Below are 14,186 nucleotides of genomic sequence, written 5' to 3'. Positions count from 1 at the left end.
GCTTTGGTAGCTTGAACCGATGCGACTCCACAGGGTATCGAATTAGCGGTTATTGCACCGCGGATGCCCCTACCGTGACAGAGCCATCAGCGCCCCACTCCTCCGCCAGATCCCGCCTCTTGAAGCCTGATTGATAACTCGTAGACATCCTGGTCGTTCGACCAACGGCGGATGTTCATTATTCGATAGCACGCATAGCATTAATGCCTCGCGCCAATGGTTTGATATACTCGCGCCGTGACCGAAGAGTCATAAAGGCTGACCCGTCTGAAATCAGACCCTCAACCTTCCTATGCGTCGGGTCGCTACCTGGCCTGACAGCTTGACGCTCGACTGATGCACCCAACATCACCGCGAATGAACCTCGACCTGGGCCCATGGCCGAACCGTGGGCAAGAGTGCATACCCTGCGCGTATCGAGATTTTGTGCATGCTCAGCAAAACAGAGAGTTAATACGAATGTCCAACCGCTCGAAGATCATCTACACCTTCACCGACGAAGCTCCGGCCCTCGCCACCTATTCGCTGCTGCCTATTATCGAAGCTTTCACAGCCTCCTCCGATATCGACGTGGAAACGCGCGACATCTCCCTGGCGGGCCGTGTTCTTTCAAGCTTCCCGGAGTCGCTTGGCGCCGATCAACAAGTGCCGGATCATCTCGCCGAGCTGGGCAAACTGGCCACTACGCCAGAAGCCAACATCATCAAGCTGCCTAACATCAGTGCCTCGGTCCCTCAATTGAAGGCGACCATCAAGGAGCTTCAGGATCAGGGCTACAAGATTCCCGACTACCCTGAAAACCCTGTCACTGACGCGGAAAAAGAAACCCGCGCACGCTACGACAAGACCAAGGGTAGCGCCGTGAACCCGGTGCTGCGCGAAGGCAACTCCGATCGTCGCGCACCGTTGTCGGTCAAGAACTACGCTCGCAAGCACCCACACAAAATGGGCGCCTGGTCCGCCGACTCCAAGGCCCACGTTGCGCACATGAGCAACGGCGACTTCTACGGCAGCGAAAAAGCTGCCCAGATCGCAGCCGACAACACCGTTAAAATCGAACTGATCGCTCAGGACGGCACCACCACCGTTCTGAAGGAAAAAACCGCCGTCAAGGCTGGCGAAGTCGTTGACTGCTCGGTAATGAGCGCCAAAGCTCTGCGCAGCTTCATTGCCGCCGAGATTGAGGACGCCCGCAAGCAAGGCGTTCTGTTCTCGGTGCATCTGAAAGCCACCATGATGAAGATCTCCGACCCGATCATGTTCGGCCAGATCGTTGATGAGTTCTACAAGGATGCATTGACCAAGCACGCTGACACGCTGAAGCAGATCGGCTTCAGCCTGAACAACGGCATCGGTGACCTGTACGAGCGCATCACCAGCCTGCCTGCTGAAAAACAGGCCGAAATCAAGGCTGACATCGAAGCGGTCTACGCCACTCGCCCACAACTGGCGATGGTCAACTCCGACAAGGGCATCACCAACCTGCACGTGCCGAGTGACGTAATTGTCGACGCATCGATGCCAGCGATGATCCGTGACTCCGGCAAGATGTGGGGCACAGATGGTCAACTGCACGATGCCAAGGCAGTGATCCCGGATCGCTGCTACGCCACCATCTATCAAGCAGTCATCGAAGACTGCAAGAAAAATGGCGCATTCGACCCGACCACTATGGGCAGCGTACCGAACGTTGGCCTGATGGCTCAAAAAGCCGAAGAATATGGCTCCCACGACAAGACTTTCCACATCCAGACCAACGGCGTGGTTCGTGTAACCGACAGCCAGGGCAACCTGCTGATGGAACAGAACGTCGAGGCGGGCGATATCTGGCGCATGTGCCAGGCCAAGGACGCGCCGATCCAGGATTGGGTAAAACTGGCCGTCAACCGCGCTCGCGCCAGCAACACACCGGCTATCTTCTGGCTGGACTCGTCTCGCGCCCATGACAGCGTGATGATCGAGAAAGTCCGCAAGTACCTGGGCGACCACGACACGTCGGGCTTGGATATCCAGATCCTGTCACCTGTCGACGCGATGAAGCTGACCCTGGAACGCACTCGCGCCGGCAAGGACACGATCTCGGTAACGGGCAACGTGCTTCGCGATTACCTGACCGACCTGTTCCCGATCATGGAACTGGGCACAAGCGCGAAAATGCTGTCGATCGTTCCGCTGATGAACGGCGGCGGTCTGTTCGAAACCGGCGCTGGCGGTTCGGCTCCCAAGCATGTGCAGCAGTTTGTTGAAGAAAACTTCCTGCGCTGGGATTCGCTGGGCGAGTTTCTGGCTCTGGCTGCGTCCCTGGAACATCTGGGCAATGCCTACAACAACCCGAAAGCGCTGGTTCTGTCCAAGACCCTCGACCAGGCCACTGGCGAGTTCCTGGACCGCAACAAGTCGCCTTCGCGCAAGGTCGGCGGCATCGACAACCGCGGCAGCCATTTCTACCTGACCCTGTTCTGGGCTCAGGCACTGGCTGCTCAAAACGACGATGCAGACCTCAAGGCACAGTTCACGCCTTTGGCCAAAACCCTGACTGACAACGAAGAAAAAATCGTTGCCGAGCTGAACGCTGTTCAGGGCAAGCCGGTGGAAATTGGCGGCTACTACTTCCCTAACCCGGAAGTCACCAGCAAGGCCATGCGCCCGAGCGCCACGCTCAACGCGGCTATCGATGCGTTGAAAGCGTAAGCGGCATGAGACCGGTGCGACGCATTACTGCGTCGCCCAGCCAAAAGCCCCGGCCCGCGTGTCGGGGCTTTTGCATTAAGGCCAAAGACAGACCGGCAGCCCACGTACTGAACATTCTTATCTGGCAGCAGAGGATCAATCCATGACCTGGCAAGCCCACGTTACCGTCGCCACCATCGTCGAAGATCAGGGACGCTTCCTGTTCGTCGAAGAAATGAAAGGCGGACGCGCCGTACTCAACCAACCCGCCGGGCACCTCGACCCGAACGAGAGCCTGCAACGTGCGGCAGTGCGGGAGACTCTTGAAGAAACCGGCTGGGATGTCGAACTGACCAGCGTGGTGGGTATTTACCTGTACACCGCGCCGAGCAACGGCGTGACCTACCAGCGGATATGTTTCGCCGCCAAGGCCATACACCATAACCCTGAATATCAGCTGGACGAAGGCATCGTTGGCGCCGTCTGGCTGACTCGCGACGAACTGCTGGCCCAACAGGAACGCTGGCGCAGCGAGCTGGTACTGCGCTGTCTGGACGATTACCTCAATGCCGAACATTTCAGTCTCGACCTGCTGCGCGACAAGGCGTGAGACTCGACGCCCTCAGCCTGATAGAATCGCGTCCTTTTACAGGTCAGCCGTTGAATCCCCATGCGTGATCCAGCCCCCTCGAACTCAGAAATGAAGCGCGTCATAGTCGGCATGTCCGGCGGCGTGGACTCTTCCGTTTCCGCCGTACTGCTCATGGAGCAGGGTTATCAGGTGGAAGGCTTGTTCATGAAGAACTGGGAAGAAGACGACGGAACGGAATATTGCACCGCCCGCGAAGACCTGGCAGATGCCCAGGCCGTGTGTGACAAGATCGGCATCAAGCTGCACACGGCCAACTTCGCCGCCGAGTACTGGGACAATGTCTTCGAACATTTCCTTGAAGAGTACAAGGCCGGGCGTACCCCCAATCCGGACATCCTCTGCAACCGGGAAATCAAGTTCAAGGCGTTTCTCGACTATGCGCTGATGCTGGGTGCCGACCTGATCGCCACTGGTCACTACGTGCGCCGTCGCGATATCGATGGCCGCACCGAACTGCTCAAGGGCCTGGACCCGAACAAGGATCAAAGCTACTTCCTGCATGCCGTCGGTGGCGAACAGATCGCCCGGACGCTGTTTCCGGTGGGCGAGCTGGAAAAACCGGAAGTACGTGCCATTGCTGAGAAACACGGCCTGGCGACGGCTAAAAAGAAGGACTCCACCGGAATCTGCTTCATTGGCGAGCGCCGTTTCACCGACTTCCTGCGTCAGTACCTGCCCGCCCAGCCTGGAGAGATCAAGACCACCGAAGGTGAAGTCATCGGTCGTCACAGCGGCCTGATGTATCACACCATAGGCCAGCGCCAGGGCCTTGGGATTGGCGGCCTCAAGGACGCCAGCGATGATCCGTGGTACGTGCTGGTCAAGGATCTGGACAACAACGAACTGATCGTTGGCCAGGGCAACGACCACCCGTGGCTGTTCTCCCGCGCACTGGTGTCTTCGGAAATCTACTGGGTCAACCCGATTGATCTGAGCAGCCCGCGCAAACTCACGGCCAAAGTCCGTTATCGTCAGGGCGACCAGCCATGCACACTGGAAAAGACCGCCGACGGCTACCGAGCCACATTCGATGATCCGCAGCGGGCCGTCACACCCGGACAGTCCGTGGTGTTCTACGATGGCGAAATATGTCTGGGCGGCGGCGTGATCGAAATTGCCGAACCCTGGACCAGCAAGGACAAGCGTTGATGACCCCGATTCAGGAACAACTGATCGCTCTGGGTGGCGTATTTCAGGCCGCCGTACTGGTCGACCGGATCGCCAAGACCGGACAGGTCAGCGAAGCCGCGCTGAGCTGCATGCTCGGCAGCCTGCTGGTGGTTGACCCGAAGGATACGCTGGACGTCTACGGCGGCGATGACCTCAACCTGCACGAAGGCTATCGCGCCATGGCCAGCGCTCTGGAACGCGACCCTGCAACACTGCAGCGCGAACCGCTGCGTTACGCCCTGTCGATGCTCGGCCTGGAGCGACAGCTGGCCAAGCGCGACGACCTGCTCGAAATCATCGGCAGGCGCATCCCGGTGATTCAGTCTCAGGTCGAACATTTCGGTATCGCTCACGAAAACGTGATCGCTGCGACCGGCGCCCTTTATGAAGACACCCTGAGCACCCTGCGCCAACGCATTCAGGTCCAGGGCGACATGCGCAACCTGCAGCAACCGAACAACGCGTCGAAGATTCGCGCCATCCTGCTGGCAGGCATTCGCTCCGCACGCCTGTGGCGACAAGTTGGCGGTCATCGCTGGCAACTGGTGTTCAGCCGTCGCAAGCTATTGAAAGAACTCTACCCATTGCTGCACGGCTGATCCGCCACGCACCAATGACCTTCACCACCACAGGCACGGCGCTGTCTACGCTGGTCAGCGGGCTCCGGTCCGAGTGACTTTTCATGTATGATATGCGCCCTTTTCGTTGCCCGACTGTCCGAGAGCATCCCATGCAGCTTTCTTCGCTCACTGCGGTTTCCCCTGTTGATGGCCGCTACGCCGGCAAAACCCAGGCCTTGCGCCCTATTTTCAGCGAATACGGCCTGATCCGTTTCCGTGTGATGGTTGAAGTTCGCTGGCTCCAGCGTCTGGCGGCCCACCCGCAGATTACCGAAGTCCCGGCGTTCTCTGCGCAAGCCAACGCCATCCTCGACACCCTGGCTGAAGACTTCTCGGTTGAGCACGCCGAGCGCGTGAAAGAGATCGAGCGCACCACCAACCACGACGTCAAAGCCGTTGAGTATCTGCTCAAGGAGCAGGCTGCCAAGCTGCCGGAGCTGGACAAGGTCAGCGAGTTCATCCACTTTGCCTGCACCAGCGAGGACATCAACAACCTGTCTCACGCCCTGATGCTGCGTGAAGGCCGTGACACTGTGATGCTGCCGCTGATGCGCCAGATTGCCGATGCTATCCGTGAACTGGCGATCCGCTTCGCCGACGTGCCGATGCTCTCGCGTACCCACGGTCAGCCAGCGTCCCCGACCACGCTGGGCAAGGAATTGGCCAACGTGGTTTACCGTCTGGAACGCCAGATCAACCAGATCGCCGCAGTGCCCTTGCTGGGCAAGATCAACGGTGCGGTCGGCAACTACAATGCCCACCTCTCCGCTTATGCCGATATCGACTGGGAAGCCAACGCACGCGCGTTCATCGAAGACGAGCTGGGGCTGGGCTTCAACCCGTACACCACCCAAATCGAACCGCATGACTACATCGCCGAGCTGTTTGATGCGATTGCGCGTTTCAACACTATCCTGATCGACTTCGACCGCGATATCTGGGGCTATATATCCCTGGGCTACTTCAAGCAGCGCACCATTGCTGGCGAAATCGGCTCGTCGACCATGCCACACAAGGTCAACCCGATCGACTTCGAAAACTCCGAAGGCAATCTGGGCATCGCCAACGCGCTGTTCCAGCATCTGGCGAGCAAACTGCCTGTCTCTCGCTGGCAGCGCGACCTGACTGACTCCACCGTACTGCGCAACCTGGGCGTCGGTTTCGCCCACAGCGTTATTGCTTACGAAGCCAGCCTCAAGGGCATCAGCAAGCTGGAACTGAACGAGCAGCGCATTGCTGCCGATCTGGACGCGTGCTGGGAAGTTCTGGCAGAGCCGATTCAGACCGTCATGCGTCGTTACAACATCGAAAACCCGTACGAAAAACTGAAAGAACTGACACGCGGCAAGGGCATCGGCCCGGAAGCGCTGCAGACTTTCATCGACGGTCTGGACATGCCTGCCGAAGCAAAGGCCGAGCTGAAAAAGCTCACGCCAGCCAACTACATCGGTAACGCAGCGGCTCAGGCCAAGCGCATCTGACACGCAAAAAAATTGCACACGCCCGGCTGTGCCGGGCGTTTTCATTTCAAGGGCTTACACATGAATCCTGATATTCCTCTGCAACTTCTGGGCGGCATCAGTGCACGCGTTTTTCTGCGTGACTACTGGCAGAAAAAACCACTGCTGATCCGCCAGGCTCTGCCGGACTTTCAAAGCCCGATCGATGCGGACGAGCTGGCTGGCCTTGCTCTAGAGGAAGAAGTCGAGTCCCGCCTGGTCCTCGAACACGGCGAGCGTCCCTGGGAGCTGCGTCGCGGTCCCTTTGCGGAGGATGAATTCAGCAAGCTGCCCGAACGCGACTGGACCCTGCTGGTGCAGGCCGTGGACCAGTTCGTTCCAGAAGTCAGCGAACTGCTGGAAAACTTCCGCTTCCTGCCCAGCTGGCGCATTGACGATGTGATGATCAGCTACGCCGCCCCAGGTGGCAGCGTCGGCCCGCATTTCGATAACTATGACGTGTTCCTGCTTCAGGGCCACGGCAAGCGTCATTGGCAGATCGGCCAAATGTGCGATGCAGAAAGCCCGCTGCTGCAGCATGCCGACCTGCGCATCCTTGCCGAATTCGAAAAAACCGAAGAGTGGACGCTGGAACCGGGCGACATGCTTTACCTGCCGCCACGCCTGGCTCACTGCGGCGTTGCCGTCGACGACTGCCTGACCTACTCGGTCGGTTTCCGCGCGCCAAGCGCTGCCGAGGTCCTGACTCATTTCACCGATTTCCTCAGCCAGTTCATCCCGGATGAAGAGCGCTATACCGACGCGGACGCGCAACCGGTCAGCGATCCGCATCAGATCCAGCACGATGCGCTGGACCGACTCAAAGCGCTGCTGACCGAACACATGAGTGACGAGCGCCTGCTGCTGACCTGGTTCGGCCAGTTCATGACCGAACCGCGCTACCCTGAACTGGTGACCGGCCCGGAACTGGAGGAAGACGACTTGCTCGACAGCTTCGAACAGGGCGCGGTGCTGATTCGCAACCCGAGTGCAAGACTGGCCTGGTCTGAAGTCGACGACGATCTGCTACTGTTTGCCAGTGGTCAGAGCCGCCTGTTGCCGGGCAGTCTGCGCGAATTGCTTAAACTGATCTGTGCTGCCGACGCATTGCACAGTGAAAACCTCGGCCAATGGTTGGCCGATGACGATGGACGCAATCTGCTTTGCGAACTCGTAAAACAAGGAAGTCTGGGATTTGCCGATGAATAAAGTCACCGTAGCTGTCGCACAATGGCAGAAAAACAACGCCGACATCCGGCGCATACGCGATTCGGTATTCATCGCCGAGCAATCGGTGCCACCGGAGCTGGAGTGGGACGCTGAAGATGCGACTGCCGTGCATTTTCTCGCCTATGAAGGGGAATACGCAGTAGGCACCGCTCGCCTGCTGCCCGACGGTGAAATCGGTCGGCTGTCGGTTCTCAAGGACTGGCGCGGCATGAAAGTCGGTGAAGCGTTGCTCGGTGCGGTGATCCACGAGGCCGAACAACGTGGACTGGAGCCGCTGAAGCTCAGCGCTCAAGTGCAGGCCGTCGAGTTTTACCAGCGCTTCGGGTTTGCCGTGGTCAGTGACGAGTTTCTCGAAGCCGGTTTACCGCACGTCGAGATGCGCCGCGAGACACCTGAAACCTGATTATGTAGGCACGTTTCAAAGCACTACATGATGATCGCCCTGCCCTTTTTCGCTAGACGCTTTTCAGGTCGAGACGAAAAATGCCAGGGCGTTTTTGTGTCGCCCCATTCAGCTTGCCCGGCTATAGCCGATACACTGGCAAACTCATGCTTTACGCGCTTATCGCGGAGAATGATCATGTCAGTCCGTAACCTGCTTAACGTGGTAATCACCTCAGTGCTGATCGCATTCAGTACTCAGGCCCTTTCAGCGACCGAAGTCGTTCCTCTCAATTACCGCACCAGTGCCGATCTACTACCCGTAGCTAAATCCTTTCTAGGCACCGAAGGCTCCGTCAGCGCTTATGGCAATCAACTGATTGTCAATGCAGAGTCGCGCAAGATAGAAGAGCTTCGCAGCCTTATCGCGCAACTCGATACCGCGCCTAAACGCCTGCTGATCAGCGTCGACACCAGCGAAAACGCGGCGCGCAACAGCAGTGGCTCACGCGTCATAGAATACGGCACCACCAGCCGTGAGGGCGGCGTGCAGCAAGTGCAGACCAGCGAAGGTACGCCAGCACTTATCCAGATCGGCCAGAGCGTTCCACTGACCTCCTCGTCCACGGATTCCTATGGCTACTCCCAAAGCAATACTGAATATCGCAATGTAACCCAGGGCTTTTACGTCACTGCCAGTGTGACCGGCGATACCGTTCACCTGAGCATCAGCACCAACCATGACCGCATGAGTCAGGAGCGCGCTGATGCCATAAAAGTGCAAAGTACCGATAGCCAGGTCAGCGGCCGGCTCGGAGAATGGATCACGCTGGCGAGTAATAGCGATCAATCGGTTGCTGATCAGCGTGGCCTTGCACAACGCTACTCCACCCAGGGTCGTGAAGACATGATTTTGCGCGTAAAGGTCGAAACCCTCGAGTAGCCTGCGCTGGCGCGAAACCCAGCACCTACGGGCCTTTTAGTGACTCACCAGTCTGATTACGCAATTATGTAGTGATACTTAAAAAGCACTACAAATCGTTTGACGACCCCGATACCCCGAGGCATGATTGCCTCGCTCCCGCTGATCGGAGGCTGCGCAAAAAGCCTTTGATTGTCGCTCTCCGAGCAGCGAGCAGCCATCTACAGTGCCTTCGATAAACGAGGCGTTTTGGCGGAGCAGGACTTCTAATCAAGACCTACTTCTCGGGGTTTACAAAATGGCACTGACACGCGAACAACAAATAGCCGCTCTCGAAAAAGACTGGGCCGAAAATCCGCGCTGGAAAAACGTGACCCGTACCTACTCCGCAGCCGATGTGGTCCGCTTGCGTGGCTCGGTTCAACCCGAACACACCTTTGCACGGCTGGGCGCTGACAAACTGTGGAACCTGGTGACCCAAGGCGCCAGGCCGTCTTTCCGGCCAGACAAGGACTTCGTCAACTGCATGGGCGCTCTGACCGGCGGTCAGGCCGTGCAGCAGGTCAAGGCCGGTATTCAGGCCATCTACCTTTCCGGCTGGCAGGTTGCTGCCGATAACAACTCTGCCGAATCGATGTACCCGGATCAGTCGCTGTATCCAGTCGACTCGGTGCCAACCGTGGTCAAACGCATCAACAATTCGTTCCGCCGCGCCGATCAGATCCAGTGGAAAGCCGGCAAGGCTCCGGGTGACGAAGGTTATATCGACTATTTCGCGCCCATCGTGGCCGACGCAGAGGCCGGATTCGGCGGCGTGCTCAATGCGTACGAGCTGATGAAAAGCATGATCGAGGCGGGGGCCGCCGGGGTGCATTTTGAAGATCAGTTGGCATCGGTGAAGAAATGCGGCCACATGGGCGGCAAAGTACTTGTCCCGACTCAGGAAGCGGTCCAGAAACTGGTTGCTGCGCGCCTGGCCGCCGATGTGGCCGGTGTGCCGACGATCATTCTGGCCCGCACCGACGCCAACGCTGCCGACTTGCTGACTTCCGATTGCGACCCCTATGACAAGCCGTTCGTGACCGGCGAACGGACTCATGAGGGCTTCTACAAAGTACGTGCCGGTCTGGATCAGGCAATCTCCCGCGGCCTCGCCTACGCGCCTTATGCCGACCTGATCTGGTGTGAAACCGCCAAGCCGGATCTGGACGAGGCACGCCGCTTCGCCGAAGCAATCAAGAAGGAGTACCCGGACCAGTTGCTTTCCTACAACTGCTCGCCGTCCTTCAACTGGAAGAAAAACCTCGACGACGCAACCATCGCCAAGTTTCAGCGCGAGCTTTCGGCCATGGGCTACAAGCACCAGTTCATCACCCTGGCAGGCATTCACAACATGTGGCACAGCATGTTCAACCTGGCGCACGACTACGCCCGCAACGACATGACTGCCTACGTGAAGCTACAGGAACAGGAATTCGCCGATGCTGCCAAGGGCTATACCTTCGTGGCCCACCAGCAGGAAGTGGGCACGGGGTATTTCGATGACATGACCACCGTGATTCAGGGCGGCGTATCGTCGGTAACCGCACTGACCGGCTCGACGGAAGAAGAGCAATTCCACTGAGACACCGCGCAACGCGTTGAAAACACAGACCGTCCGTAAGGGCGGTCTGTGTTTTGTATCAGATAGTGCCTGTATTGATTTCGGACAATGTGCAGCTCACGAACAGATGCTACAAAAACCGCACTTTATAAGCGGTGTCCTTCATAACTATGCTCCGAGTATCCTTTGGCGAACTATACAGGTCCATTTAAATGATATTAATTATCATTCAAATTGCCTTTCGTTCCTTTTCGTCACCGAGAAACATAATTAGCCAAAACCTTGCTGACGCCCGGCTGGCATGCCTTACAGCCCTGATAAAGGACGGCGGGCGATTAATTTCGTAAATAAATTTCATGTAGAAAATTTACTTGCCAACTGTTTGCACATAAAATCAATCCGTTGACCGCACTGCGACATTTCGTCACTGCCTCGACTCTTTATCAAGCACAGAGACCTTTGCTCTCTAACAAGGACTGCCAGCATGCCCGAATCGACAGGTCTGATTGCCCACAACTGGGGCTTCGCCATTTTCCTTTTGGGTGTTGTCGGCCTCTGCGCCTTCATGCTCGGCCTGTCCAGCCTGCTCGGAAGCAAAGCCTGGGGCCGCAGCAAGAACGAACCTTTCGAATCCGGCATGCTGCCTACCGGCAGTGCGCGCCTGCGGCTCTCCGCAAAATTCTATCTGGTCGCGATGCTCTTCGTGATCTTTGACATCGAAGCCCTCTTTCTCTTTGCCTGGTCTGTGTCCGTCCGCGAAAGCGGCTGGACCGGATTCGTCGAAGCTCTCGTTTTCATAGCAATTCTGTTGGCAGGTCTTGTCTACCTATGGCGGGTTGGCGCTCTTGACTGGGCTCCTGAAGGTCGCCGTAATCGGCAAGCGAAGCTGAAACAATGAGGCTTTGGCGATGCAATATAATCTCACCAGGATCGACCCGGACGCTCCTAACGAGCAGTACCCCATCGGCAAACGGGAAACCGTTTCCGATCCGTTAGAAGATCAAGTCCACAAAAACATCTACATGGGCAAGCTGGAAGACGTGCTGAATGGTGCGGTCAACTGGGGACGTAAAAACTCCCTGTGGCCCTACAATTTCGGCCTGTCGTGCTGCTATGTGGAAATGACCACCGCCTTCACGGCCCCTCACGATATCGCGCGTTTCGGTGCGGAAGTTATCCGGGCGTCGCCACGGCAGGCGGATTTCATGGTCATTGCCGGTACCTGCTTCATCAAGATGGCACCGATCATCCAGCGTCTCTACGAGCAAATGCTCGAACCCAAGTGGGTCATCTCCATGGGTTCATGTGCCAACTCCGGTGGCATGTACGACATCTACTCAGTGGTCCAGGGGGTGGACAAATTCCTTCCCGTGGATGTCTACGTGCCCGGCTGCCCGCCCCGCCCCGAAGCATTTCTGCAAGGCTTGATGCTGCTGCAGGAATCCATCGGCAAGGAGCGTCGCCCTCTTTCCTGGGTCGTTGGCGATCAAGGCGTATACCGCGCCGAGATGCCGTCGCAAAAGGAACAGCGCCGCGAACAGCGTATTCAGGTGACCAACCTGCGCAGCCCCGACGAAGTCTGATCCAGCCCGTTCTTCTTATAAAAAAGACAGGAACCGGGGTTGATTCTGTACGTTGACCGAAGTGATTGAGACCTATGACTGCAGACAACGCTCTGTACATCCCGCCTTACAAGGCTGACGACCAAGATGTCGTCGTTGAACTGAACAACCGTTTTGGTGCTGAGGCTTTCACTGCCCAGCCGACTCGCACCGGTATGCCCGTGCTGTGGGTCGAGCGCGCCCGACTGTTTGAAATTCTGACGTTCCTGCGCAACGTGCCCAAGCCCTACTCCATGCTCTATGACCTGCATGGCGTGGACGAGCGTCTGCGTACCAACCGTCGCGGCCTGCCCGGTGCAGATTTCACCGTGTTCTATCACCTGCTGTCGATCGAGCGAAACAGCGACGTGATGATCAAGGTAGCGCTGTCTGAAAGCGACCTGAGTGTGCCAACCATCACCAGTATCTGGCCAAATGCCAACTGGTATGAGCGCGAAGTCTGGGACATGTTCGGAATCGACTTTCCGGGACACCCGCATCTAAGCCGCATCATGATGCCGCCAACCTGGGAAGGTCACCCGCTGCGCAAGGACTTCCCTGCCCGCGCGACGGAGTTTGACCCCTACAGCCTGACACTCGCCAAACAGCAACTGGAAGAGGAAGCCGCACGTTTCCGTCCGGAAGACTGGGGCATGAAACGTTCTGGCGCGAACGAGGACTACATGTTCCTCAACCTGGGGCCGAACCACCCTTCCGCTCACGGTGCGTTCCGTATCATTCTGCAGCTGGATGGCGAAGAAATCGTCGACTGCGTTCCGGACATCGGCTACCACCACCGTGGTGCAGAGAAGATGGCCGAGCGCCAGTCCTGGCACAGCTTCATCCCGTACACCGACCGCATCGATTATCTCGGCGGGGTGATGAACAACCTGCCTTACGTACTCTCGGTCGAAAAACTGGCAGGCATCAAGGTGCCGGAAAAGGTCGACGTCATCCGCATCATGATGGCCGAGTTCTTCCGTATCACCAGCCACCTGCTGTTCCTGGGTACCTACATCCAGGACGTGGGTGCCATGACGCCGGTGTTCTTTACGTTCACCGACCGCCAAAAAGCCTACACCGTGATCGAAGCCATTACCGGTTTCCGTCTGCATCCGGCCTGGTATCGCATCGGCGGGGTTGCCCACGACCTGCCTCGTGGCTGGGAGAAACTGGTCAAGGACTTCGTCGACTGGCTGCCCAAGCGCCTCGACGAATACACCAAGGCTGCCCTGCAGAACAGCATCCTCAAGGGCCGTACCGTGGGCGTTGCCGCGTACAACACCAAAGAGGCCCTGGAATGGGGCGTCACCGGTGCAGGCCTGCGCTCCACCGGCTGCGATTTCGACTTGCGCAAGGCACGCCCTTACTCCGGCTACGAGAACTTCGAGTTTGAAGTACCGCTGGCCGCCAATGGCGATGCCTACGACCGCTGCATGGTCCGCGTAGAAGAGATGCGCCAGAGCATCAAGATCATCGATCAGTGCATGCGCAACATGCCGGAAGGCCCGTACAAGGCGGATCATCCGCTGACCACGCCGCCACCGAAAGAGCGCACCCTGCAGCACATCGAAACCCTGATCACGCACTTCCTGCAGGTTTCGTGGGGCCCGGTCATGCCGGCCAACGAGTCCTTCCAGATGATCGAAGCGACCAAGGGTATCAACAGCTATTACCTGACGAGCGACGGCGGCACCATGAGCTACCGTACCCGGATCCGCACCCCGAGTTACCCGCACCTGCAGCAGATCCCTTCGGTGATCAAAGGCAGCATGGTCGCGGACTTGATCGCGTACCTGGGTAGTATCGATTTCGTTATGGCCGACGTGGACCGCTAA

The 14,186-nt window shown here is 57.8% G+C and carries 12 protein-coding genes; all 12 read left to right on the top strand.

Annotated elements, in window-relative coordinates:
* Positions 1 to 459 precede the first annotated feature (459 nt).
* Entirely contained in the window at positions 460 to 2,691 is a 2,232-nt protein-coding gene (locus RYA97_RS09195; protein WP_002554003.1) for an NADP-dependent isocitrate dehydrogenase, read from the top strand.
* 142 nt (positions 2,692 to 2,833) lie between these two features.
* Positions 2,834 to 3,280, top strand: coding sequence for an NUDIX hydrolase (locus tag RYA97_RS09190; RefSeq protein ID WP_316892179.1), 447 nt, complete (start codon positions 2,834 to 2,836; stop codon positions 3,278 to 3,280).
* 60 nt (positions 3,281 to 3,340) lie between these two features.
* The gene (gene mnmA, locus RYA97_RS09185) at positions 3,341 to 4,471 is read left to right on the top strand and encodes a tRNA 2-thiouridine(34) synthase MnmA (RefSeq protein WP_011168961.1); all 1,131 of its coding nucleotides are present in this window, start codon (positions 3,341 to 3,343) and stop codon (positions 4,469 to 4,471) included.
* Positions 4,471 to 5,091 (top strand): high frequency lysogenization protein HflD, encoded by a 621-nt coding sequence (gene hflD / locus RYA97_RS09180; protein ID WP_002554006.1) that lies wholly within the window; start codon positions 4,471 to 4,473, stop codon positions 5,089 to 5,091. The genes mnmA and hflD overlap by 1 nt, the downstream gene beginning before the upstream one ends.
* Positions 5,092 to 5,222: 131 nt before the next feature.
* Positions 5,223 to 6,593 carry an adenylosuccinate lyase gene (gene purB / locus RYA97_RS09175; protein ID WP_004659494.1) on the top strand — a complete coding sequence of 457 codons (1,371 nt, stop codon included), beginning with the start codon at positions 5,223 to 5,225 and terminating at the stop codon, positions 6,591 to 6,593.
* Positions 6,594 to 6,653: 60 nt separating this feature from the next.
* A complete protein-coding gene (locus tag RYA97_RS09170) occupies positions 6,654 to 7,820 on the top strand; it encodes a cupin domain-containing protein (RefSeq protein WP_316892177.1) in 1,167 nt (388 codons plus the stop codon).
* Positions 7,813 to 8,244, top strand: a complete 432-nt coding sequence (locus tag RYA97_RS09165; protein WP_002554008.1) for a GNAT family N-acetyltransferase — start codon at positions 7,813 to 7,815, stop codon at positions 8,242 to 8,244. The genes RYA97_RS09170 and RYA97_RS09165 overlap by 8 nt, the downstream gene beginning before the upstream one ends.
* A gap of 177 nt (positions 8,245 to 8,421) precedes the next feature.
* The gene (locus tag RYA97_RS09160) at positions 8,422 to 9,165 is read left to right on the top strand and encodes a secretin N-terminal domain-containing protein (RefSeq protein WP_005745710.1); all 744 of its coding nucleotides are present in this window, start codon (positions 8,422 to 8,424) and stop codon (positions 9,163 to 9,165) included.
* A gap of 277 nt (positions 9,166 to 9,442) precedes the next feature.
* A complete protein-coding gene (gene aceA / locus RYA97_RS09155; RefSeq protein WP_005731868.1) occupies positions 9,443 to 10,768 on the top strand; it encodes an isocitrate lyase in 1,326 nt (441 codons plus the stop codon).
* Between the two features lie 463 nt (positions 10,769 to 11,231).
* Positions 11,232 to 11,645: an NADH-quinone oxidoreductase subunit A gene (locus tag RYA97_RS09150; protein WP_002554011.1), complete on the top strand. Its 414-nt coding sequence runs from the start codon at positions 11,232 to 11,234 to the stop codon at positions 11,643 to 11,645.
* Positions 11,646 to 11,655: 10 nt separating this feature from the next.
* Entirely contained in the window at positions 11,656 to 12,330 is a 675-nt protein-coding gene (locus RYA97_RS09145; RefSeq protein ID WP_002554012.1) for a NuoB/complex I 20 kDa subunit family protein, read from the top strand.
* A gap of 74 nt (positions 12,331 to 12,404) precedes the next feature.
* Entirely contained in the window at positions 12,405 to 14,186 is a 1,782-nt protein-coding gene (nuoC, locus tag RYA97_RS09140) for an NADH-quinone oxidoreductase subunit C/D (protein ID WP_002554013.1), read from the top strand.

The sequence above is a fragment of the Pseudomonas syringae group sp. 26L6 genome (assembly GCF_032587815.1).
Taxonomy (GTDB): Bacteria; Pseudomonadota; Gammaproteobacteria; order Pseudomonadales; family Pseudomonadaceae; genus Aquipseudomonas; species Aquipseudomonas amygdali.
Note: the sequence above shows the minus strand (reverse complement) of the source record. Positions and strands in the feature narration are given on the sequence as shown.

Coding starts and splice junctions, on each gene's coding strand:
- RYA97_RS09165 (WP_002554008.1), top strand. CDS start 7,813: ATGAATAAAGTCACCGTAGCTGTCGCACAATGGCAGAAAAACAACGCC.
- purB (WP_004659494.1), top strand. CDS start 5,223: ATGCAGCTTTCTTCGCTCACTGCGGTTTCCCCTGTTGATGGCCGCTAC.
- RYA97_RS09195 (WP_002554003.1), top strand. CDS start 460: ATGTCCAACCGCTCGAAGATCATCTACACCTTCACCGACGAAGCTCCG.
- RYA97_RS09170 (WP_316892177.1), top strand. CDS start 6,654: ATGAATCCTGATATTCCTCTGCAACTTCTGGGCGGCATCAGTGCACGC.
- hflD (WP_002554006.1), top strand. CDS start 4,471: ATGACCCCGATTCAGGAACAACTGATCGCTCTGGGTGGCGTATTTCAG.
- RYA97_RS09160 (WP_005745710.1), top strand. CDS start 8,422: ATGTCAGTCCGTAACCTGCTTAACGTGGTAATCACCTCAGTGCTGATC.
- RYA97_RS09190 (WP_316892179.1), top strand. CDS start 2,834: ATGACCTGGCAAGCCCACGTTACCGTCGCCACCATCGTCGAAGATCAG.
- RYA97_RS09150 (WP_002554011.1), top strand. CDS start 11,232: ATGCCCGAATCGACAGGTCTGATTGCCCACAACTGGGGCTTCGCCATT.
- aceA (WP_005731868.1), top strand. CDS start 9,443: ATGGCACTGACACGCGAACAACAAATAGCCGCTCTCGAAAAAGACTGG.
- RYA97_RS09145 (WP_002554012.1), top strand. CDS start 11,656: ATGCAATATAATCTCACCAGGATCGACCCGGACGCTCCTAACGAGCAG.
- mnmA (WP_011168961.1), top strand. CDS start 3,341: ATGCGTGATCCAGCCCCCTCGAACTCAGAAATGAAGCGCGTCATAGTC.
- nuoC (WP_002554013.1), top strand. CDS start 12,405: ATGACTGCAGACAACGCTCTGTACATCCCGCCTTACAAGGCTGACGAC.